The organism is Pseudomonas koreensis (assembly GCF_012986595.1).
GTDB classification, from domain to species: Bacteria; Pseudomonadota; Gammaproteobacteria; order Pseudomonadales; family Pseudomonadaceae; genus Aquipseudomonas; species Aquipseudomonas koreensis.
On the sequence record NZ_JAAQYM010000003.1, the window covers coordinates 715,079 to 735,859 of the forward strand.

Annotated in this window: 18 protein-coding genes; 8 read left to right on the plus strand and 10 right to left on the minus strand. The window is 61.4% G+C overall.

The features are described from left to right. The first annotated feature begins 124 nt into the window (after window positions 1-124). The 6 genes from HBN98_RS12780 to HBN98_RS12805 all read left to right on the plus strand — a co-directional run bounded on the left by HBN98_RS12780 (window position 125) and on the right by HBN98_RS12805 (window position 6,302). Window positions 125-1,516 (plus strand): M16 family metallopeptidase, encoded by a 1,392-nt coding sequence (locus tag HBN98_RS12780; protein WP_064585233.1) that lies wholly within the window; start codon window positions 125-127, stop codon window positions 1,514-1,516. A 190-nt stretch (window positions 1,517-1,706) separates the two neighbouring features. Further along, on the plus strand, window positions 1,707-2,735 hold the full coding sequence (locus HBN98_RS12785; RefSeq protein WP_083367436.1) for a DUF5924 family protein: 1,029 nt from the start codon (window positions 1,707-1,709) through the stop codon (window positions 2,733-2,735). Window positions 2,736-2,790: 55 nt separating this feature from the next. After that, window positions 2,791-3,939: an ABC transporter permease gene (locus tag HBN98_RS12790; protein ID WP_064585235.1), complete on the plus strand. Its 1,149-nt coding sequence runs from the start codon at window positions 2,791-2,793 to the stop codon at window positions 3,937-3,939. Beyond that, window positions 3,936-4,739, plus strand: coding sequence for an ABC transporter ATP-binding protein (locus HBN98_RS12795; RefSeq protein WP_064585236.1), 804 nt, complete (start codon window positions 3,936-3,938; stop codon window positions 4,737-4,739). The genes HBN98_RS12790 and HBN98_RS12795 overlap by 4 nt, the downstream gene beginning before the upstream one ends. A gap of 1 nt (window position 4,740) precedes the next feature. After that, window positions 4,741-5,679: an MlaD family protein gene (locus HBN98_RS12800; protein ID WP_083367435.1), complete on the plus strand. Its 939-nt coding sequence runs from the start codon at window positions 4,741-4,743 to the stop codon at window positions 5,677-5,679. Further along, window positions 5,676-6,302, plus strand: coding sequence for an ABC-type transport auxiliary lipoprotein family protein (locus HBN98_RS12805; RefSeq protein ID WP_083367434.1), 627 nt, complete (start codon window positions 5,676-5,678; stop codon window positions 6,300-6,302). Before HBN98_RS12800 ends, HBN98_RS12805 begins: the two co-directional genes overlap by 4 nt. Window positions 6,303-6,379: 77 nt before the next feature. On the opposite strand, the gene HBN98_RS12810 is transcribed toward HBN98_RS12805, so the two are convergent. The 5 genes from HBN98_RS12810 to HBN98_RS12830 all read right to left on the minus strand — a co-directional run bounded on the left by HBN98_RS12810 (window position 6,380) and on the right by HBN98_RS12830 (window position 10,825). After that, on the minus strand, window positions 6,380-7,609 hold the full coding sequence (locus HBN98_RS12810) for a nucleoside recognition domain-containing protein (RefSeq protein WP_083367433.1): 1,230 nt from the start codon (window positions 7,607-7,609) through the stop codon (window positions 6,380-6,382). Window positions 7,610-7,804: 195 nt separating this feature from the next. Beyond that, complete coding sequence (gene gltP, locus HBN98_RS12815; protein ID WP_064585240.1) at window positions 7,805-9,136, minus strand: glutamate/aspartate:proton symporter GltP; 1,332 nt, start codon at window positions 9,134-9,136, stop codon at window positions 7,805-7,807. Window positions 9,137-9,837: 701 nt separating this feature from the next. Further along, window positions 9,838-10,302, minus strand: a complete 465-nt coding sequence (locus HBN98_RS12820) for an inhibitor of vertebrate lysozyme family protein (RefSeq protein WP_064585241.1) — start codon at window positions 10,300-10,302, stop codon at window positions 9,838-9,840. A gap of 2 nt (window positions 10,303-10,304) precedes the next feature. Beyond that, window positions 10,305-10,469, minus strand: a complete 165-nt coding sequence (locus HBN98_RS12825) for a DUF1328 domain-containing protein (protein WP_003177151.1) — start codon at window positions 10,467-10,469, stop codon at window positions 10,305-10,307. A gap of 71 nt (window positions 10,470-10,540) precedes the next feature. Then, window positions 10,541-10,825, minus strand: a complete 285-nt coding sequence (locus HBN98_RS12830) for a hypothetical protein (RefSeq protein ID WP_064585242.1) — start codon at window positions 10,823-10,825, stop codon at window positions 10,541-10,543. A gap of 427 nt (window positions 10,826-11,252) precedes the next feature. Here HBN98_RS12830 and algB point away from each other — a divergent pair, with 427 nt between their 5' ends. Together algB and HBN98_RS12840 are read left to right on the plus strand one after the other, a co-directional pair. Continuing rightward, the gene (gene algB, locus HBN98_RS12835) at window positions 11,253-12,599 is read left to right on the plus strand and encodes a sigma-54-dependent response regulator transcription factor AlgB (RefSeq protein WP_003220286.1); all 1,347 of its coding nucleotides are present in this window, start codon (window positions 11,253-11,255) and stop codon (window positions 12,597-12,599) included. A 10-nt stretch (window positions 12,600-12,609) separates the two neighbouring features. Continuing rightward, the gene (locus HBN98_RS12840) at window positions 12,610-14,400 is read left to right on the plus strand and encodes a KinB sensor domain-containing domain (protein WP_083367432.1); all 1,791 of its coding nucleotides are present in this window, start codon (window positions 12,610-12,612) and stop codon (window positions 14,398-14,400) included. Here HBN98_RS12840 and HBN98_RS12845 read toward each other — a convergent pair. The 5 genes from HBN98_RS12845 to HBN98_RS12865 all read right to left on the minus strand — a co-directional run bounded on the left by HBN98_RS12845 (window position 14,397) and on the right by HBN98_RS12865 (window position 20,600). Next, the gene (locus HBN98_RS12845; RefSeq protein WP_169842812.1) at window positions 14,397-16,010 is read right to left on the minus strand and encodes an EAL domain-containing protein; all 1,614 of its coding nucleotides are present in this window, start codon (window positions 16,008-16,010) and stop codon (window positions 14,397-14,399) included. The two genes, HBN98_RS12840 and HBN98_RS12845, sit on opposite strands and share 4 nt — an antisense overlap. Window positions 16,011-16,086: 76 nt before the next feature. Next, window positions 16,087-16,866 (minus strand): N-acetylmuramoyl-L-alanine amidase, encoded by a 780-nt coding sequence (locus HBN98_RS12850; RefSeq protein ID WP_083367431.1) that lies wholly within the window; start codon window positions 16,864-16,866, stop codon window positions 16,087-16,089. A gap of 100 nt (window positions 16,867-16,966) precedes the next feature. Next, window positions 16,967-19,069, minus strand: a complete 2,103-nt coding sequence (locus HBN98_RS12855; RefSeq protein ID WP_083367430.1) for a GGDEF domain-containing protein — start codon at window positions 19,067-19,069, stop codon at window positions 16,967-16,969. Continuing rightward, on the minus strand, window positions 19,066-19,944 hold the full coding sequence (locus HBN98_RS12860) for an endonuclease/exonuclease/phosphatase family protein (RefSeq protein WP_064585247.1): 879 nt from the start codon (window positions 19,942-19,944) through the stop codon (window positions 19,066-19,068). Before HBN98_RS12860 ends, HBN98_RS12855 begins: the two co-directional genes overlap by 4 nt. Window positions 19,945-19,958: 14 nt before the next feature. Then, window positions 19,959-20,600: a thiol:disulfide interchange protein DsbA/DsbL gene (locus HBN98_RS12865; RefSeq protein ID WP_083367429.1), complete on the minus strand. Its 642-nt coding sequence runs from the start codon at window positions 20,598-20,600 to the stop codon at window positions 19,959-19,961. Window positions 20,601-20,781 lie beyond the last annotated feature (181 nt).

Consider the following 20,781-nt stretch of genomic DNA (forward strand, 5'->3'; position numbering starts at 1 on the left):
TCGCTGGCAAGCCAGCTCCCACAGGGTTTTGTGAATGCCGCCAATCCTTGTGGGAGCTGGCTTGCTAGCGATGAGGGCCTGACTGACGACACGGATCTCCAAATCAGCCGTATGGAAGCCTGTTATGCGTTGCCTGTTGTTCGCCTGTCTGTTGCTCGGTTCCCTGCCCGCCTTTGCCGTTGATCGCTTTCAGGTCGAAGGCTATGCGCTGCCCAACGGTTTGCAACTGTTGCTCAAGCCCGGCACCGAACGCGGGCATGTGGCGATTCGTCTGGTGGTGGGCGTCGGTCTCGACGATTTCGACTGCGATGAAAAAGAGCTGCCGCACCTGCTCGAGCACCTGCTGTTCAGCGGCGTCGACGCCACCGGCGAAGGCGGCCTCGAGGAGCGCATGCAGGCGCTGGGCGGTGAGTGGAACGCGTTCACCAGCAACGCCGACACCACGTTCGTCATCGAAGCCCCGGCGAAGAACCAGCGCAAGGTGCTCGACCTGCTGCTCGGCCTGCTGACCCAGACCCGTATCGACGACAACGCGATCAACGCCGCCAAGCGCGTGGTCGAGCGCGAGGACGGCGGCCATTACACGCGCCTGCAACGCTTCCTCGACCGGCAGGATCTGGGCCACACCGCGAGCAATCAACTGGCGGTGGAACTGGGCCTGAAATGCCCGCAACGGGCCGAAGTCGGTCACCTGACCCAGCAACAACTGGAGCAGGTGCGCAAGACCTGGTACGCGCCGAACAACATGACCCTGATCGTCGTCGGCGAGCTCGACAAACTGCTGCCGGCCTATCTGGAACGCACCTGGGGTGCGCTCGAAGCGGTGGACCCGGCCGAGCACCGTGAGCTGCCGGACATCCGCACCAGCGCCGCCCATGAACGCACCCTCACCCGCGGCTTCATCGGCGACAGTGCCAAGTTGCACTGGCTGGTGCCGGAGCCGATGCTCGACGATCAGTACGACGAGACGTTCGACATCCTCAAGGACTACCTCGACTGGGCGCTGTACCGGCAGATTCGTCTGAACCACGGCTTGTCCTATGGGCCATGGGCCGAGCGTGAAGTGTTTGGCGGGGTCGGCTTCATGAGCCTCAATGCCGACGTGGATCGCGATGACCTCGCCGAAGCCAAGCAGGTGCTGGAAGACCTCAAGGCTGACTTGCTGAAAAACGGCCTCGACCCCGACACCTTCGCCCGGATCAAACAGGCGGCCATCGCCCACCAGGCCTGGGCTGTGCAAGGCAACAGCGCGATGGCGGATTACTACTGGAGCGCGCTGGGCGACTACGAGGACGGGCGCTTTGCCAACCCGGCCCGCGAGCTGCAGGGCGTGACCCTGGAAACGGCGAACAAGGCCATGCGCGAATTGCTGTTGCAGCCGGGGTATCTGCGGATCGAGAAGCCGTTGCTCAGTGATGATGAGGTGTTGTGGCTGATTGCCGGTGGTCTGGGCGTGGTGTTGCTGGGGCTGATTGGCTGGCGTTTGCACCGACGCCGAAAACCCGCCGAATATTAACCTTGTAGGAGTGAGCCTGCTCGCGATTGCGTTGTGTCAGCCGCATAAATAGTGGCTGATAGACCGCAATCGCGAGCAGGCTCACTCCTACAGGGAAATGCGATGGTTTTAAGTGACCGGGAGCCTCGCCACACCGCCGCGCCGGCGGTACTCTGTCGAGGTTTTTTCCTCTCAAGTCGTGAACCGCCAAATGCCAAAAATACCCCAGATCATCCAGCGCATTTTCGAACTGATTAAGCGCTATCCCGGGGTCATTGCGCTCGGCGGTTTCATCTCCGGGGTCGGCAGTTTCATTCTGGTCGATCGGCAGCAGGGGCTGGCGAGCTGGATCACCATCATCATGCTGCTCAGCTGGATCTGGCTGATGCTGGAGAACACCCTCACCGGGCTGTTCACCCGCATCTTCAAACGCGAAATCCCGCAGCCGCTGTTGCGTTACGCGACGCAGATGATCCACCAGGAAAGCCTGTTTTTCGTCCTGCCGTTCTTCTTCATCACCACGACGTGGAACAGCGGCCAGCTGATCTTCACCGGCCTGCTGTGCATCGCCGCGTTGATCTCGATTGTCGACCCGCTCTACTACAAATGGCTGGCGCCACGGCGCTGGGCGTTTCTCGCGTTGCACACCCTGACCCTGTTTGCCGCCCTGCTTACCGCGTTGCCGGTGATCATGCACCTGACCACCGCGCAGAGTTTCAAATGGGCGCTGGGCACGGCGGTGGTGTTGTCGTTCCCGAGCCTGGCGTCGATCTTTCCGATCCGTACCGTGCGCAACGCGCTGGCGATCCTATGCATCACGTTCGGCATCGGCGCGGTCGGCTGGACCCTGCGCTCGTGGGTGCCGCCGGCGACGCTGTGGATGACCGACGTGGCGATCAGCACCCAGTTGCAGGACCGTACGCCCGGCGCGAGCCTGGACGAAGTCAGTGCCGAGCAGATCCGCAACGGCGGCCTCTACGCCTACACCGCAATCAACGCCCCGCGCGGGCTTGATGAGCGGATCTACCACGTGTGGCAGTTCAACGGTCAGGAAGTCGACCGCATCGCCCTCGATATCCATGGCGGGCGCAAGGAAGGCTATCGCGCCTGGACGCACAAGCAGAACTTCCCCGGCAACCCGGTGGGCAAGTGGCAGGTGCGGGTGCTGACTGAAGACGGTCAGGTGATTGGTGTGCTGCGTTTCGAAGTGACGGACAGCACAGCGATCAAAGAAAAGTAATCCGGTTCGTGCTATTACGTATGCCAGCGTATTTAGCCGAACAAGCACGGAGCTTATGACCAGCAGCTCGATGACCGGTAATGCCCGACTGGACACGTCGCTCAGCCCTGCCCGCCTGCGGGTGTCCGGGGACTGGACGCTTGCCCATTACGCCGACCTCAAGCACCTGACCGAACAGCTTCGCGGCCAGTACGACGCCAATACCGTGGTTGACCTCAACAGCCTCGGCGCCCTCGACACTGCGGGCGCTTCGCTGCTGGTGGAGTTGCTCGGTTCCGAGCGTCTGGGCCAATCCGCCGAACACCCCGACTGCACGATTTCCCCGGCTGACCGCGCGTTGCTGCAAACCGTGTATCGCTCGCTGAGCGATTTCTGCGTGCCGATCAAGGAGCCGGAAGTCAGCGTCAGCGTGCAATTGCTGACGCGCATCGGGCGCGCGGTGGAAACGGTCTGGCAGGACACCCTGCAAGTGCTGGGTTTCATCGGCCTGATCCTCGAAACCATTGCCCGCAATCTGTTCCGTCCCAAGCGCTGGCGCATCACCCCCGTCGTTGCACACATCGAGCAGACCGGCCTCGACGCCGCGCCGATCGTGGCGCTGCTGACCTTTCTGGTGGGCGCGGTGGTGGCGTTTCTCGGTGCGACGGTGCTGGCCAGTTTCGGCGCGACGATCTTTACCGTGGACCTGGTGGGCTTCTCCTTCCTGCGCGAGTTCGGCGTGTTGCTCACTGCGATCCTGATGGCCGGGCGCACCGCCAGTGCGTTCACCGCGCAGATCGGCTCGATGAAGGCCAACGAGGAGATCGATGCGATCCGAACGCTGGGCCTCGACCCGATGGAGTTGCTGGTGGTGCCGCGGGTGCTGGCGATGCTGGTGGCGCTGCCGATGCTGACGTTTCTGGCGATGCTCTGCGGGATCATTGGTGGTGGCGTGGTGTGTGCGGTGTCGTTGGGGATCTCGCCGGCGATGTTCCTCTCGCTGCTGCAAAGCGACATCGGCATTCAGCATTTTCTGGTCGGCCTGGTGAAAGCACCGATCTTTGCCTTTCTGATCGCGACGATCGGTTGCCTGGAAGGCTTCAAGGTCAGCGGCAGCGCCGAATCGGTCGGCGCGCACACCACGTCCGCCGTGGTGCAGTCGATTTTTGTGGTGATCGTGCTCGACGCGGTGGCTGCGCTGTTCTTCATGGAGATGGGCTGGTGAGTCGTCTACCCCGCGCGCCCTCGGAGGCGGTGATCGAAGTCCGTGGTCTGTGCAACCGCTTTGGCAGCCAGAGCGTGCACGAGAACCTCGACCTGGATCTGTACAAAGGCGAAATCCTTGCCGTGGTCGGCGGCTCCGGCAGCGGCAAATCGGTGCTGCTGCGCAGCATTGTCGGCCTGCGCCGGCCCAGCGAAGGCAGCGTGAAAGTCTTCGGCCAGAACCTGCCGAGCCTGTCCGAACACGAGCGCTCGCTGGTCGAGCGGCGCTTCGGCGTGTTGTTCCAGAAGGGCGCGCTGTTCTCCTCGCTGACGGTGACCGAGAACGTTGCCCTGCCTCTGATCGAACACGCCGGCCTGAGCCGCAACGACGCCGAGCACCTGGCGGCGGTGAAGCTGGCGCTGGCCGGGCTGCCGCTGTCGGCGGCGGACAAATACCCGGCCTCGTTGTCCGGCGGCATGATCAAGCGCGCCGCGCTGGCCCGGGCGCTGGCGCTGGACCCGGATATCCTGTTTCTCGACGAACCCACCGCCGGCCTCGATCCGATTGGCGCGGCAGCGTTCGATCAACTGATCCTGACCCTGCGCGATGCGCTGGGCCTGAGCGTGTTTCTGGTGACCCACGACCTCGACACGCTCTACACCATCACCGACCGTGTGGCGGTGCTGGCGCAGAAGAAAGTGCTGGTCGCCGGCCCGATCGACGTGGTCTCGGAAACCGCTGACGCGTGGATTCACGAATACTTCCACGGCCCGCGCGGCCGCTCGGCGCTGGACGCCGCCAAATTGCTCAACGAGGTCTGACATGGAAACCCGAGCCCATCATGTGTTGATCGGCCTGTTCTCGGTGATAGTGGTGGCAGGCGCCCTGCTCTTCGGCCTGTGGCTGGCCAAGTCCAGCGTCGACTCCGAGTTCAAGGATTACGAAGTGGTCTTCAACGAGGCGGTCAGCGGCCTGTCCAAGGGCAGCCCGGTGCAGTACAGCGGGATCAAGGTCGGCGACGTGGTCAGCCTGCGCCTCGACCCGAAAGACCCGCGCCGGGTGCTGGCGCGGATTCGCCTCGGCGGTGACACGCCGGTCAAGGAAGACACCCAGGCCAAGCTGGCCTTGGCCGGGATCACCGGGACCTCGATCATCCAGCTCAGCGGCGGCACCCCGCAGAGCCCGAAACTGCGCGGGCATGACGGCGAATTGCCGACCATCGTTGCCGCGCCCTCGCCCATTTCCCGGCTGCTCAATGACAGCAACGACTTGATGACCGGCATCACCGCCCTGTTGAACAATGCCAACCAGATGTTCTCCCCGCAGAACGTCGAGCGTGTCAGCAACACCCTGGCGCATCTGGAGCAGACCACCGGCTCGATCAACGATCAACGCGGCGACCTGCGCCAGGCCATGCAGCAACTGGCGAGCGTCGGCAAACAGGCCGGCAGCATGCTCGAACAGACCTCGCTGCTGATGCGCAACGCCAACGGCCTGCTCAACGATCAGGGCAAGCAGGCGCTGGGCAGTGCCGAGCAGGCGATGAAGTCGCTGGAACAGAGCAGCGCGACCATCAACGGCCTGCTGAGCAAGAACCAGAACGCCCTCGACAACGGTATGCAGGGCCTCAATGGCCTGGCCCCGGCGATTCGCGAGCTGCGTGAAACCCTGACTTCGCTGCGCGCCATTTCCCAACGCCTGGAGGCCAACCCAAGCGGTTACCTGCTGGGCAGTGACAAGAACAAGGAGTTCACGCCATGAAGCTGACTCGTCTCGCCCTCTTCGCCGCAGGCCTTACCCTGCTCAGTGCGTGCTCGATCCTGCCCAAGGCCGAGCCATCGGACGTTTATCGCCTGCCCGCCGCGCAGGCGCCCGCCTCGGCCAGCCCGGCGGCCATCCAGCACTGGTCGCTACGGCTGAACAAACTGCAGGCCAGCGAAGCGCTGAACCGGCCGAACATCGCGGTGATTCCACAGGGTGACGTGATCAGCAGCTACAAGGCCTCGCGCTGGAGCGATCCGGCGCCGGTGCTGGTGCGCAATCGGCTGCTCGATGGCTTTGCGCGTGATGGCCGGGTGACGTTGCTCAGCACCGATGACAGCAACTTCGCTGCGGATCTGGAGCTGGGCGGCAGTCTGCAGGCGTTTCAGACCGAGTATCAGGGCAACCAGGCCAGCGTCGTGGTGCGGGTCGATGCGTTGCTGGTGCGCGGCTACGACCAGAAGATTCTCGCCAGCCGGCGCTTTGAAGAGCGTCAGCCGCTGAGCGATGTGCAGGTGCCGGCGGTGGTGGCGGGGTTTGGGCAGGCCAGTGATCGGCTGACCGCGAAAGTCGTGGCGTGGGCGGTCGATCAGGGCCAGAAGCTCGCCCCTCCAAAACTCTGACTTTACAGGGATGCCTTTGTGGCGAGGGAGCAAGCTCCCTCGCCACAGAGAATCTGTCTAGCCCAAGAAGTCTGGGATCAGCCGAAGAACCAGTAGCAGACGCCAATCGCGCCCAGCACACCGGCCAGTTCCGCCAGCAGCGCACAGCCCACCGCATGCCGCGCGCGTTGAATCCCCACCGCGCCGAAATACACAGCCAGCACATAGAACGTGGTCTCGGTGCTGCCCTGTATCGTCGCCGCCACCAGTGACGGGAAGCTGTCGACGCCCGAGGTTTTCATCGTCTCGATCAGCATCGCCCGTGCGGCGCTGCCGGAAAACGGTTTGACCATCGCCGTCGGCAACGCGTCGACAAACCGCGTGTCCCACCCGGCCCACTCGATCAGGTGGCGAATCCCGTCCAGACCGAAGTCCAGCGCCCCGGACGCCCGCAGCACGCCAATCGCGCACAGCATCGCCACCAGGTACGGCAGCAGGTTCTTGGCGACGTCGAAGCCCTCTTTCGCGCCCTCGACGAAGGCCTCGTAGACCTTGACCTTGCGCAGCGCGCCGATCACCAGGAACAGCATGATCAGGCCGAACAGCGTGAGGTTGCCGAGGATTGATGACAGCCCGGCCAGCGCCGTGGCCGACATCGTCGCCAGCAGTGCCATGAAGCCGCCGAGGAGCAGCGCTCCGGGAACTAGATATGCCAGCACCACCGGGTCCCAGATGCGCAGGCGCTGCATGAACGCCACCGAGAGGAAGCCGACGATGGTCGAGCAACTGGTTGCCAGCAGGATCGGCAGGAACACCAGCGTCGGGTCCGGTGCGCCTTGCTGGGCGCGGTACATGAAGATCGTCACCGGCAACAGGGTCAGGGACGACGCGTTGAGCACCAGGAACAGGATCTGCGCGTTGCTGGCGACGGTGGCACTGGGATTGAGCTCTTGCAGCGCTTTCATGGCCTTGAGGCCGATCGGCGTCGCGGCGTTGTCCAGCCCCAGGCCGTTGGCGGCGAAGTTCAGGGTGATCAGGCCCAGCGCTGGGTGACCGGGCGGGACTTCCGGCATCAGGCGCAGGAACAGCGGGCCGAGGACCTTGGCCAGCCATTCGACGATCCCGGCTTTCTCAGCGATGCGCAGGAAGCCCAGCCACAGGGTCAGGGTGCCGAACAGCAGCACCATCACCTCGACCGACAGCTTGGCCATGGCAAAAATGCTTTCCACCATCGCCGCAAAAATCCCGGCGTTGCCGCCGACCAGCCACTGCACCAGCGCCGATATTGCTGCCACGACGAAGAAGCCAAGCCACAGGCCATTAAGCATCAGTCAAATCCCCCGGAAGATGCGGCGAATGATAGCGGGGTCGCCAGAAACGACAAACCCCGGATTTCTCCGGGGTTCGTTCGTATGGCTGGACTCAATCAACGGTAGGAGCTGCCGAAGGCTGCGATCTTTTGATTTTTCAAAAGCAAGATCAAAAGATCGCAGCCTGCGGCAGCTCCTACAGAGGTTCAGCTATCAGTTCTTCGAGATTTCGCCAGCCGGCAGTTTTTCCTTGCTGCGCCAGTGCGGCAGGGAGTTCCAGTAGCGCTGGCCCTTGGCGTCGTCGTACATGCCTTCCCAACGCGCAATAACCAGTACCGCCAGGGCGTTGCCGATTACGTTCAGTGCGGTACGCGCCATGTCCATGATGCGGTCGACACCGGCGATAAAGGCCAGGCCTTCCAGCGGGATACCGACGCTGCCCAGGGTGGCCAGCAGCACCACGAAGGACACGCCCGGTACGCCGGCGATGCCTTTGGAGGTGACCATCAGGGTCAGGACCAGCAGCAGTTGCTGGCTGATCGACAGGTCGATGCCGTACAGCTGGGCAATGAAGATCGCCGCGATGGACTGGTATAGGGTCGAACCGTCGAGGTTGAACGAGTAACCGGTCGGCACCACGAAGCTGCAGATGGCTTTCGGTGCGCCGTAGGCTTCCATCTTCTCGATCACCCGTGGCAGCACGGTTTCCGAGGAGGCGGTGGAGTAGGCCAGCACCAGCTCATCCTTGAAGATGCGCATCAGCTTGAGCACGGAGAAGCCGAACAGCTTGGCGATCAGGCCCAGCACCACGAAGGCGAAGAAGGCGATGGCCACGTAAACCAGGATCACCAGCTTGGCCAGCGGCAGCAGCGAAGCGAAACCGAAGTTGGCGACGGTCACCGCGATCAGGGCGAACACGCCGATCGGGGCGTAGTTCATGATCATGTGGGTGACTTTGAACATGCTTTCCGAGACGCCCTGGAACATCTTCACCAGCGGCTCGCGCAGGTCCGATTGCAGGCTCGACAGACCGAGGCCGAACAGCACGGAGAAGAAGATGATCGGCAGCATCTCGCCGCGGGCCATGGCCGCGAAGATGTTCGACGGGATCAGGTTAAGGATGGTCTCGATGAACGCGTGTTCATGCTGCACTTCGGCGGCGGTCGCCTGGTACTTGGAGATGTCCACCGTGCCCAGCGTGCTCATGTCGATGCCGGTGCCCGGATGGAACAGGTTGGCCAGCAGCAGGCCGACAACAATGGCGATGGTGGTGACGATTTCGAAATAGATGATCGTCTTCAGGCCGATACGCCCGAGTTTCTTGGCGTCGCCCACGCCGGCAATGCCGACAATCAGGGAGGAGATGACGATCGGGATCACGATCATCTTGATCAGACGGATAAAGATATCGCCTGCCGGTTGCAGGACGTTACTGATCCACCAGGCCTTCTCGGCACTGAAATGGTTGAGCAACGCACCAATTGCAATCCCTAGAACCAGACCGATGAGGATCTGCCAGGCGAGGCTGAGTTTTGCCTTCTTCATTATCTTTACCCTTACTTGCGTTTGACTCAGGCACATGCAGCAACTGGAACGCTCTTTAGCGGAAAAGTCTGTGCATCTGCCTCCGTATAAGGTGCCCCGAAGCGCGTGTTTACGGCTCTTCGGCAGGCGAAAAAAGGCGCAACTATTCCGATGCAAGGTTGCGCCGTCTAATGCCGTAAACGCCTACCCTATGCCGAATCGGCATGAGCTTTTTTAAATGAAACTGGCGTCCCAACCGGTTCGATTGCGACATTTAAGCCGGCATAAGTGCCGTGAACCGGCCATTTCAGCTTAGGTTGGTTGTTTTTTGAGCGATTGAATTCGGCGAAAAATTCAAGAAAAAGCCTTCATTTGCAGACTAGAAGTCTCACTGCTTAAAAGGACTCTTTGTCGATATACGGTCGTCAGGAAACACGGCGTAATGTTTTCGCGCGCAGTCTGAGCCATAAAAAGATGAGCAGGACGCTCTAGATCAATGTTTTGCATCATGAAAAGCTCAGCGCAAGTCCGTCGAACCGCCGAGGGCCGGCGAACCTGCGTCGCAGCTTTTACCCTGACCCGGCCCTTGCGCAGGCACTCCCTGTACCCGTAGGTCACTCCGACCCTGAAACAGTCAGAACGTCCCGGCCCCTTGGTCATGCGACCACCTTCCTCGGGCGGGCGCAATGGAAGGCAGCAGGGCTGCTGCCTTCATGTTCAAATCAGTACCACTTTGGATCTTTCTTGAGGGTTTCCATCAAAAGATCCTGCATGCCCTGATCGGGTTTGCCGAGGAAGCGGTAGGTTGCATGTCGCGTCGGCGACTTGTCGGCCGGCAGTCCTTCGGGCACATCGACGAGCATGGCGTAAGCATCTTTCTTGTCGAAGCTGAACGCGACGATCAAGCGGTGGTTGAGGCACTTGTCTGCGGATTCGCAGAGCGGCCCGACCAGATACTTGTCACCGTCTTCCGTCACGGCATTCATCTGCTGTTCTGGCGTGCCGGACAGGTTCATCACCCATTCCGGCAGACGTTCTTCGTGCTTCACAACGCCTTGCCAGGTTTCCCTGTATTGCGGGTCGGAGCCAAGCAGCTCGTTGACCCGCGTCTGGCCATCATTGGCCGCCATCGCCATGGCACTACCGCCCAGAAGCAGGGCGGCTGCCAGTGTCTTTAAAGCGATCATCGTTAACCTCGGCCGCGACGGCCAAAGAAGAAGGAAGCGATGAACATCACCAGGAACACGACAAAGAGAATCTTGGCGATACCCGTGGCGGTGCCCGCGATACCACCGAAGCCCAGTACGGCGGCGATGATGGCAATGATCAAGAATGTAATTGCCCAGCTCAACATGGTGATTCTCCTTACTTCTCTATTTAGGGATGTTGCGTGTCCTGGCGCGTTGCGCCCGAATTCTTGGTGCGTCAGAAAACCCAGCGCTCTTCACGTGGCAGTTGATCCAGCGGCTGCGGCTGATCGACATCCATCATGCGCATCGAGGCGCTCTCGGCCTGGCTGCTGCTGACGGCGCTGAAGTGTGTCTGCGTGTTGTGTTGAATCGAGATCAGCGGCTCAGGTTTCTGGCTGTTCTCCCAGCTCAGGTATTGCTGGCAAGCGATCAGGGTGATCAACAGTGCAAGTACGCCAAACAGACCCTGCTGGATATGCAGTGGCGAGATACGCAATTTGGCGGCACGTTGGCGAGTCATCCTGGGTTTCCTCACTCTTGTTTGGTTAGGGCAGTGGAATCTGCCCGGGCTGAATGAGTTATTGCAGGCTGCATGCCAGTTTTTTAATTGAAAAATATTCAATAAAATCAATGGCTTATAAGCGATGAGATTTCAGCCATGGACGCATCCTGCACGATGGGTCATCTGCGGTCGTGCGAAATGCATGATTATTTCGTAGGAGATTTCATTCTTATTGAATTGAGAGCAGGTCTCGGATGTCAGAAAAGTACGCAGGCAACCGCCTGCAATCCGGTGATTGTTTAAATGTTCAACAAATTCAATGGATTGGCCGTCATGTCAGGAGAGGGCTACCCTGCTATGGCTGGCATCGTTCAGAATCGACCATGCAACTTGCCCGATTTTTCCGGGACTAACCAAGATCAATCACTTATGGAGCGTAGGAAAAATGGAATCTGCCACTGAGCATCAAGGCCGCATTCTGCTGGTGGACGACGAGTCTGCCATCCTGCGAACCTTCCGTTATTGCCTCGAAGACGAAGGTTATACAGTGGCCACCGCCAACAGCGCGGCGCAGGCCGAGGCATTGCTGCAACGTCAGGTGTTCGACCTGTGCTTCCTTGATTTACGTCTGGGCGAAGACAACGGTCTTGATGTGCTGGCGCAGATGCGTGTTCAGGCGCCATGGATGCGCGTGGTGATCGTCACCGCGCACTCGGCGGTCGATACCGCCGTGGATGCGATCCAGGCGGGCGCCGCCGACTATCTGGTCAAGCCGTGCAGCCCCGATCAGTTGCGCCTGGCGACCGCCAAGCAACTGGAAGTGCGTCAGCTCTCGGCGCGCCTGGAAGCCCTCGAAGGCGAGATCCGCAAACCCAAGGATGGCCTCGATTCTCACAGCCCGGCGATGAAAGTCGTGCTGGAAACCGCGCGTCAGGTCGCCGGTACCGACGCCAACATTCTGATCCTTGGCGAGTCCGGCACCGGTAAAGGCGAACTGGCGCGAGCCATTCACGGCTGGAGCAAGCGCGAGAAGAAATCCTGCGTGACCATCAACTGCCCGTCGTTGACCGCCGAACTGATGGAAAGCGAGCTGTTCGGCCACAGTCGCGGCGCGTTTACCGGGGCCAGCGAAAGCACCTTGGGTCGGGTCAATCAGGCGGACGGTGGCACGTTGTTTCTCGACGAGATCGGCGATTTTCCCCTGACGTTGCAACCCAAGTTGCTGCGGTTTATTCAAGACAAGGAATATGAGCGGGTAGGGGACCCAGTCACCCGCCGCGCCGATGTGCGTATTCTTGCCGCGACCAACCTCAACCTTGAAGACATGGTGCGCGACGGTCGCTTCCGTGAGGACCTGTTGTATCGCCTGAACGTGATCACTCTGCATCTGCCGCCGCTGCGCGAGCGCGCCGAGGACATCCTGACCCTGGCCGACCGTTTCCTCGCGCGTTTCGTCAAAGAATACGCCCGTCCGGCCCGTGGCTTCAGCGACGAGGCGCGGGAAGCGCTGCTCGGCTACCGCTGGCCGGGCAATATTCGTGAGCTGCGCAACGTGGTCGAGCGGGCGAGCATCATCTGTCCGCAGGAACGCGTGGAAATCAGCCACCTCGGCATGGCCGAACAACCGGCCAACAACGCACCCCGGGTCGGCGCGGCGCTGAGTCTGGATGAACTGGAAAAAGCCCACATCGGTGCGGTGCTGGCAACGGCCGGTACCCTTGATCAGGCGGCCAAGACCTTGGGCATCGACGCGTCGACTCTGTATCGCAAGCGCAAGCAGTACAACCTGTGAGCGCCCGACGATGAAACTGGCGATGAAGTTGCGCACGCGCTTGTTCCTGAGTATTTCTGCGCTGATCACGGTTGCTTTGCTCGGGCTGCTGCTCGGGCTGGTCAGCGTGATGCAGATGGCCGGTACTCAGGAAGCGACAATCCGCAGCAACTTCGTGACCCTGGACCTGGGGCTCAAATTGCGCCAGACCCTCGGCGACCAATTGGTGCTGATGCTGGCCGAGAAGCCCGATCCCGTCGCGTTCGAGGCGTCAAAGCAGCATTACCTGCAATTGCTTGATGAAGGTATTGCCAAGGAGGAAGAGGGCGATGGCCGGCAGTACGGATTTACCCAGGCCAAGGCCGATTATCTGAGTTTTCTGCAGGCATTCGAGCTGTCGCGTGATCCGGGCAACGTGCTCAATGGCAACAGCGATCTCAGAGAACACTTCAACACCCTGCGCAACGGATTGATCGCCGAGCACAAGCACGCGCTGGACAACATCAACGCGGTCCAGCATGACGCCAGAGAGCGGGCGCTGCTGGTCTCGGGCCTCCTCGGTCTGGTGGGACTGGCGGTGTTGATCATCGGTTTTGTCACGGCGCATGCGATTGCCCGGCGTTTTGGCGCGCCGATCGAGGCACTGGCACAAGCGGCGGACAACATCGGTCAGGGCAATTTCGAAGTGACCCTGCCGATTTCCTCAGCGGCGGAAATGAATCAGTTGACCAAGCGCTTCGGGCTGATGGCAGAAGCGTTGCGTGAGCATCAGGCGACCAATGTCGACGAACTGCTGGCCGGTCAACAGCGTCTGCAGGCAGTGCTCGACAGCATTGACGACGGCTTGTTGATGATCGACCGCGAAGGGCACCTGGAACACCTCAATCCGGTGGCCCAGCGGCAATTGGGCTGGGACAGCGATCGGCTGGGCCAAGGACTGGGCGCAGCGCTGCAGCGCCCGGAGCTCGATGCACAGCTGCACCTGGTACTGCGCGGCGGCACGCTGGAGCGCGCGCCGGAAGATTTGAGCATCGAAGTCGATGGTGAATCCCGTTTGCTGACGTACAGCCTGACCCCGGTCAGCCACACGCAGGGGCATATTCTCGGCGCGGTGATGGTGTTGCACGACGTCACCGAGCAGCGTGCTTTCGAGCGGGTGCGCAGTGAGTTTGTGCTGCGTGCTTCCCATGAATTGCGCACGCCGGTGACCGGCATGCACATGGCGTTCGGCCTGTTTCGCGAGCGGGCCAAGTTTCCCCCGGAATCACGCGAGGCAGACCTGCTCGACACGGTCAACGAAGAGATGCAGCGCCTAATGCAGCTGATCAACGACCTGCTCAACTTCTCGCGTTACCAGAACGGTTTGCAGAAACTCACGCTGGCGCCGTGTTCCATCGAAGACTTGCTGGAGCAGGCGCAATTGCGTTTCGCCGATTCGGCCGCGAGCAAGGGCATTGCCCTCAACGTCGAAGTGCAGGGGCCGCTGCCACGCTTGCAGGCCGATCAGGTGCAACTCGATCGGGTACTGGACAACCTCATCGACAACGCCCTGCGCCATACCGCTCGCGACGGGCAGATCCGCCTGCAGGCGCGCCGGCATGGTGAGCGGGTGATCATCAGCGTGGAAGACAACGGCGAGGGCATTGCCTACGGTCAGCAGGGGCGGATCTTCGAACCGTTCGTGCAGGTCGGGCGCAAGAAGGGCGGTGCCGGCCTCGGTCTGGCGCTGTGCAAGGAAATCGTCCAGTTGCACGGCGGGCGGATGGGGGTTTATTCGCGGCCGGGGCAGGGCACGCAGTTCTACATGGCGCTGGCGGTTTAGGCTTCGTCGTCGAGTCGGCGTCCGGCGAGGCGCCGGCCACGGGTGATCAGCTCAATGAACTGCACCGCACTCAAGGCTTGGGCGAATAACCAGCCCTGGCCGAATTTCACCCCTTCGCTGCTGAGAAACACGGCTTGCGCTTCATGCTCGATGCCCTCGGCAATCACTTTCAACTCCAGTGCCTGCGCCATGTGGATGATGTGCGGGGCAACGCCGCTGCTGGCGGCGTCATGCCCGAGCGCGTCGATAAACGCCTTGTCGATCTTCAGGCAGTCCACCGGCAGGGTTTGCAGGTAGGCGAGGCTGCAATAGCCGGTGCCGAAGTCATCGATCAACACTTGATGGCCGACATCGCGCAAGGCTTGCAGGTTCTCCCGTGCCACCACGACATCGATCAGCCCGCGCTCGGTGACCTCGAAGGCAATCTGCCGTGCCGCGACCCGGTGCAGGGTCAACAGCCTGGCCATGACCTGGCCGATGCGCGGCACCATCACGTCGCACGCGGCGAGGTTGACCGAGATGTACAGCTGCGGATTGGCGCGCAGCACCGGCCCCAGTTGTTCCAGCAGCCGTTGCAGGACGAAATCGGTCATCTGCCGAATCTGCCCGGTGTTTTCCGCCAAAGGAATGAACAGGTCGGGACTGGTCAGCGTGCCATCCGGACGTCGCCAGCGCAGCAGGGCTTCGGCACCCACGCAGTTGCGGCTGTCGAGGTCGAAGATCGGTTGATACAGCACCTGCAGCTCCCCGCGACGGATCGCGCCCTGCAGCTCGGCGTCCAGCGACTGACGCTGGCGCACCAGCAAAAACACGCAGAACCCGATAAATGCTCCCAGCAGCAGGCAGACCGGCAGCATCCACCACCAGACCGACGGAATGTGCATACCGCTACGCGGCGTGATCAGCACCAATTGGTATTCCGGGTTGTTCGTCGGCATCCGGTAGATCAGTTGTGACTGGGTCACCTGCAGGGCTTCGCGGCTCTTTGGTGGCCAGGCCTCGGCCGGTGGCCATGCCTGAGCCGTGCCGAGTACCGGAATCGCCCGTTTGCCGTGATCCAGCACCACCAGCAAGCTGCTGTCCGGCGGCAGATCGACCATGTCGGTCAAATGCCCGCGAGAGGTCGCGACGCGAAAATTACCGCGCCCGAGCATCAGCGCGGCACGGTTTTCATCAGGTTCGGTGGTGGTGTTGAGCCAGTAGCTGTAGGTCGGCCCTTTGATGTCCGGTGCGCGAGCCACTGACAGTCCTTCCTGCCGAGGCCGGTTGGAGCAGATCCGTGAGCCGTCCATGTAGGCCGCTTCGTAGACGAAGCGATAGTTGAAGGTCACCTGTTGCAGGGTGGCGATCATTTCGTCATCGCAACTGCGCAAAGGCTGCGCCTCGAGATCATCGAGGCTTTCGCGCAACTGCCCGAACAATTGCTCAAGACGTGCCAGGAAGCGTTCGCCCTGAGCGTTCATTTCCTGGCTCTCGTTCTGTTCGATCTGATGCACGGCGAAGAACATTCCACCGGTGATCAGCAGCGCAGCACTGAGGACAGCCGCGATCATCGCCAAAAACCAGGGGCGATAAAACCAGCTACGCAGCGTCTCTCGGGTAGCAACCATCATGGAATATCCGAAGAGTTACCAATGAGTTATAGCTGCTGATTGCGGTTTCGCCCTGACCGTCGGGCGGGCGTCATTATTTTGTCTGGTTGAGTACCAGCAACAACGCGGCCGTTTGCGCGTCCGGCGTACCGTCAAAGCGTGAAGGGCGGTAATGCATCTGGAACGCGGCCAGGACGTGGCGGGTTGCGACATCCAGCTCGCCGGTTTGCGGGGTGTCGTAACCGACACGCGCCAGTTGTTCCTGAAACCAGCTGATGCCTGGCAGCTCGGCGTTGAACTGCGCCTGCTGACGCGCCACCGCTTGTTCATTGGGCCATATGCCCAAGCCTTCGGCGGCCAGGCGCTTCCACGGAAACAACGGGCCCGGGTCCAGTTTGCGCAGCGGCGCAATGTCGCTGTGGCCGATGATATGGCGCGGGCTGATGCCTTGGCGCTGGCTGATGTCCTTGAGCAACACGATCAGCGATTGAATCTGCGCTTCGCTGTACGGGAACCACAGGCGCCCGGTCGGGGTGTCCTTGAAGCCCGGGTTGACGATTTCGATGCCGATCGAGCTGGAGTTCAGCCAGGTACGGCCCAGCCATTGGCTCTCCCCGGCGTGCCAGGCGCGCTGGTTTTCATCCATGAGCTTGTAGATGGTGCCGCTCTTGTCGTCGCCGATCAGGTAGTGGCTGCTGACTTCGCCATGGGTCAGCAGTTGCAGCGAACGCGCGAGTGACGCGGAGGTGTAATGCACGATCACGAACTGCACGCGGCTGTCGTGGTTGGCCGAAGGATGGCTGGTGTCGTAACGCGGGCCGCTGGCACAACCGGCCAGGACGAGCAGTGACGCGAGGAGGGTAAAAAATTTCATGGCAGGAGGCAGTACACGCAAGACAGTAATGCAACAGTGTAACGTACTGCCTTGCGTATCGACGGTCGACGGGCTGATTTAAACAAAATGGAACAATTGTTCAGCCCAGTTCGATCCGGTTGCGTCCACCGTTTTTAGCGCGGTACAACGCCTGATCGGCTCTTTTAAGCACCAGATCGCTGTGTTCTCCCGGCCGAAACGATGCGAGTCCCATGGAAAGGGTGATCGTCACTCGCTCGCCCTTGAAGTGGAACGGGCAGGCTTCGATTGCGGCGCGCAGGGTCTCCAGCAGTTTGGCGCCCACGGGGGGTGTGGTCGCCGGCATCAGCAGAACGAATTCCTCACCACCAAAACGGGCAATGAAATCTGCACCGCGCAGGCGCTTGCGCAACACCGTGGCGATGATCTTCAGCACCTTGTCGCCGGCCAGATGGCCGTAGTTGTCATTGATTCGCTTGAAGTGATCGAGGTCGAGCATCGCCAGGCTCAGGGTGTTGCCGTGCTGCTGCCACTGCTTGATCTCGTGTTCGAGCCGTTCGCTCCACGCGGCGCGGTTGGGCAGGCCGGTGAGCGGGTCGATCAAGGCTTTCTGGCGTTGTTCTTCCAGGTGCTCCCGGAAGCCCAGGGCTTCCTGCTCCATGTGCGCCACGCGTTCGGCCAGGCCCTTGAGGCGTGCCGCGACTTCCTGCTCGCGGGCATCGCGCTGCTTCTGGTGCTGGTCCATGGTGCCGAGCAGGCCTTCGAGGTGGTTCTCCAGCACTTGCTTGAGGTCGTCCAGGTCGGCCGCTTCCTGCATGCTGGTCTGCAAGCCGTCGACCTGTTCGCGGATCTGCGTGTCCATCGCCCGCGCCGCCGAGCTGTTGTCGGCGTGGCCGTCGCTGGCGGCCTGCAGGTTGCTCTGGAACGCTTCGAGACGTTCGTTGAGTTGCTGCAGATAGGCTTCGAATTCGTGCTGGCCGCTGTCGGTGATCGCCAACATCAACGTGGCAAGATCGTCGAGAATCGGTAGTAGTTCGTACCAGTTCAGCCCGTTTTTCAAACGGTCGCGCATTGCCTCGGCCTGCGGTCGATGGCGCTCGGGCAGGGTCAGGTCGTCGAGCAGCCCGATCAGCGTGTCTTCGATGTGCTTGGCCACCGAGCTGTACGACGGCTCCGGCGAATCGGGCAGGGCGTAGAGAATGTCCTGTTCCGATTGCTCCGGATCGATGGCGGCCAATGCCTGGGCGATGGGTTCGGGCAGGGGCAGGCTGTCGAGGATCAGCGGCGTGGTGCTTGGAATGTCCCCGGGATGGATCAGTTCGTCGGGGTTGAACGTCGCTGCTGTCATCGAAGCGGCTGGCGGTGCGATTGGCGCGGCCGACGGTTCGGGTACCGGCTGCGTGGGGGCGGCAGCTGTTTCGGCGAATGCCTCGACCGCGATGACCGGCGGCACGAACGAAACCACGGGTGATTCGGCCGGCGCTTGCACCTGATCAAGGATGACTTCAGGGGGCGGCGCGACAGGGGGTGCGATGACGGGCGGCGCTGGAGTCGGCTCGGCGGGAGCTGCCTGCACAGGCTGCGGCGCTGGCTCTGCGCTGGGTGTAGGTTGCGTTGGCGTTGGCGTTGGCGTTGGCGCTTGAGGTTGCTCCGCTACCGGCGCCGGCGCCGGCGCAGGTGTTGCCGGCGTCTCTTCACTGTCGCGATTGCCAAACAGACGCTGCAGAAAACCCGGGCGGTCCGGTCCGGCGGGCGTTTCCAGCTGGCTCAAGGCCTTGCCCTGCAAGCCGCTGAGCTCGCTGAGCAGCAACGGCATTTCCCGCGCCTGACCGACCCGGCTGTCGAGTTGCTTGGCGAACTTCTTCAGCGGTTGCGCGACTTCACGCGGCAGCGGCAAGGCTTGCAGTTGGGTGACCAGCGCGGTCAACGCCGTGCTGACCTGATCGATACGGGTCTCGCGGCGCTGCTCGGAATCGAGTACGGCTTTCTCCAGGCGCGGCAGCAGGGCGGCGAGGCCGGCGTCCATGTCGTCGGTGCGCACCACGTCGCGCATCTCTTTCATGCACTGATCAACGACTTTGTCGGTGCCTTCCGCCGCCAGGGTGCTGCGCACCAGGCCGCGACGCAGCAAGTCGAGCCTGGCGGCCCAGCGACGTTCGAGCTTGTCCTGTTGTTCGATGCTTTTGAGGTATTTCTCTTTCCAGCGCTGGGCGTCGTCGCTCATTCAGGGGTTCCGCGAGGGGCAGGACTCAACGCGGGCAATGCATCGGCCGTGAGCGAACCCGGCAGACGAATCTCTACCGCGACCGGCAGGTGATCGGAAATGGGTTGAGCCAGCACTTCGACCTTTTCCAGGGTCAGGGTCGGGCTGAGCAAAATATGATCCAGGCAACGCTGCGGCCGCCAGCTGGGAAACGTGGCTTCCATCTGCGGGGCCAGCAGGCCGAGATCGCGTAACGGTGACTGTTGTAGCAGATCACTGGCATGGGTGTTCATGTCACCCATCAATATCTGGTGCTTGTAGCCACTGATCAGGTCACGAATGTAGGCCAGTTGCAGGCTGCGCACTCGCGCGCCAAGCGCCAGGTGCATCATTACCACCACCAGCGCTTCCGGGCCTTCGCCGAAGCGCAGCAGGATGGCGCCGCGACCTTTCGGGCCGGGCAGCGGATGGTCTTCGATCGCCCACGGCTTCAGGCGACTGAGCACGCCATTGCTGTGCTGGGCCAGTCGGCCGAGGTTGCGATTGAGTTGTTGATACCAGTAGGGAAAGGCGCCGAGGTGCGCCAGGTGTTCGACCTGATTGACGTAGCCTGAACGCAGGCTGCCGCCATCGGCTTCCTGCAGGGCGACCAGATCGAAGTCGCCCAGCAGGTCGCCAATCTTCTGCAGATTGCTTGAGCGCCCGGTGTGCGGCAGCAGGTGCTGCCAGCTGCGGGTCAGGTAATGCCGATAGCGCTCGGTGCTGATGCCGACCTGGATATTGAAACTGAGCAAGCGCAGACGATGGTCTGCGGGCAGGCCCGTGGACTCCAGATGATGCTCGTTGACCTGCGGATCATGCAGGCCAACGATGCGTTCGGTTCCCCAGCGGCGCATGGCGGTTACCGCGCTTAGTTGGCGGCGGCCTTGTTGGCTGCTCGCTCTTTGGCGACCAGTTGATCAGCCAGTTTCAAGGCTTCTTCGGCACCACCGGCGGAGCCGATGTCGAAGCGGTATTTGCCGTTGACGATCATGGTTGGTACGCCAGTGATTTCATACTTCTTGGCCAGTTCACGCGCCTTGACGATCTGGCCCTTGATGGCGAACGAATCGAAAGTGGCGAGGAATTTTTCCTTGTCCACGCCTTGGGTGGCGAGGAAATCGGCCATGTCATTCTTGTCGGTCAGCTTCTTGTGTTCTTTCTGAATGGCATTGAACACGGCGTTGTGAACCTTGTGCTCGACACCCATTGCTTCCAGGGTCAGGAACATTTGACCGTGAGCGTCCCATGGGCCGCCGAACATGGCGGGAATACGTACGAAGTTGACGTCGGAAGGCAGTTTTTCAACCCATGGATTGATCACCGGCTCGAACGCGTAGCAGTGCGGGCAGCCATACCAGAACAGCTCGACCACTTCGATCTTGCCAGGCTCTGCCACCGGCACCGGGTTAGCCAGTTCGACGTAAGGGGCAGCCGGTGCTTCAGCGGCCTGGGCGGTCACGCCGAACAGACTGGCAGCGACGAGAGCGGCGCTGATGATCAGATTACGCATGCTTTACTCCTGGACAATTTTGGTCGCCTCGCGCGACCTGTTTTCAGACAGATCCTGGCGGGCATGAGTTCTGTAGTGTAACGGCAGCGGCCACAAAAAAGGGCGGCCAAAGCCACCCTTTTTATACTTGCTGCGACGGATTAATCGAGCGTTAACGTTGCAGGAGATGTCCATCAGCGTT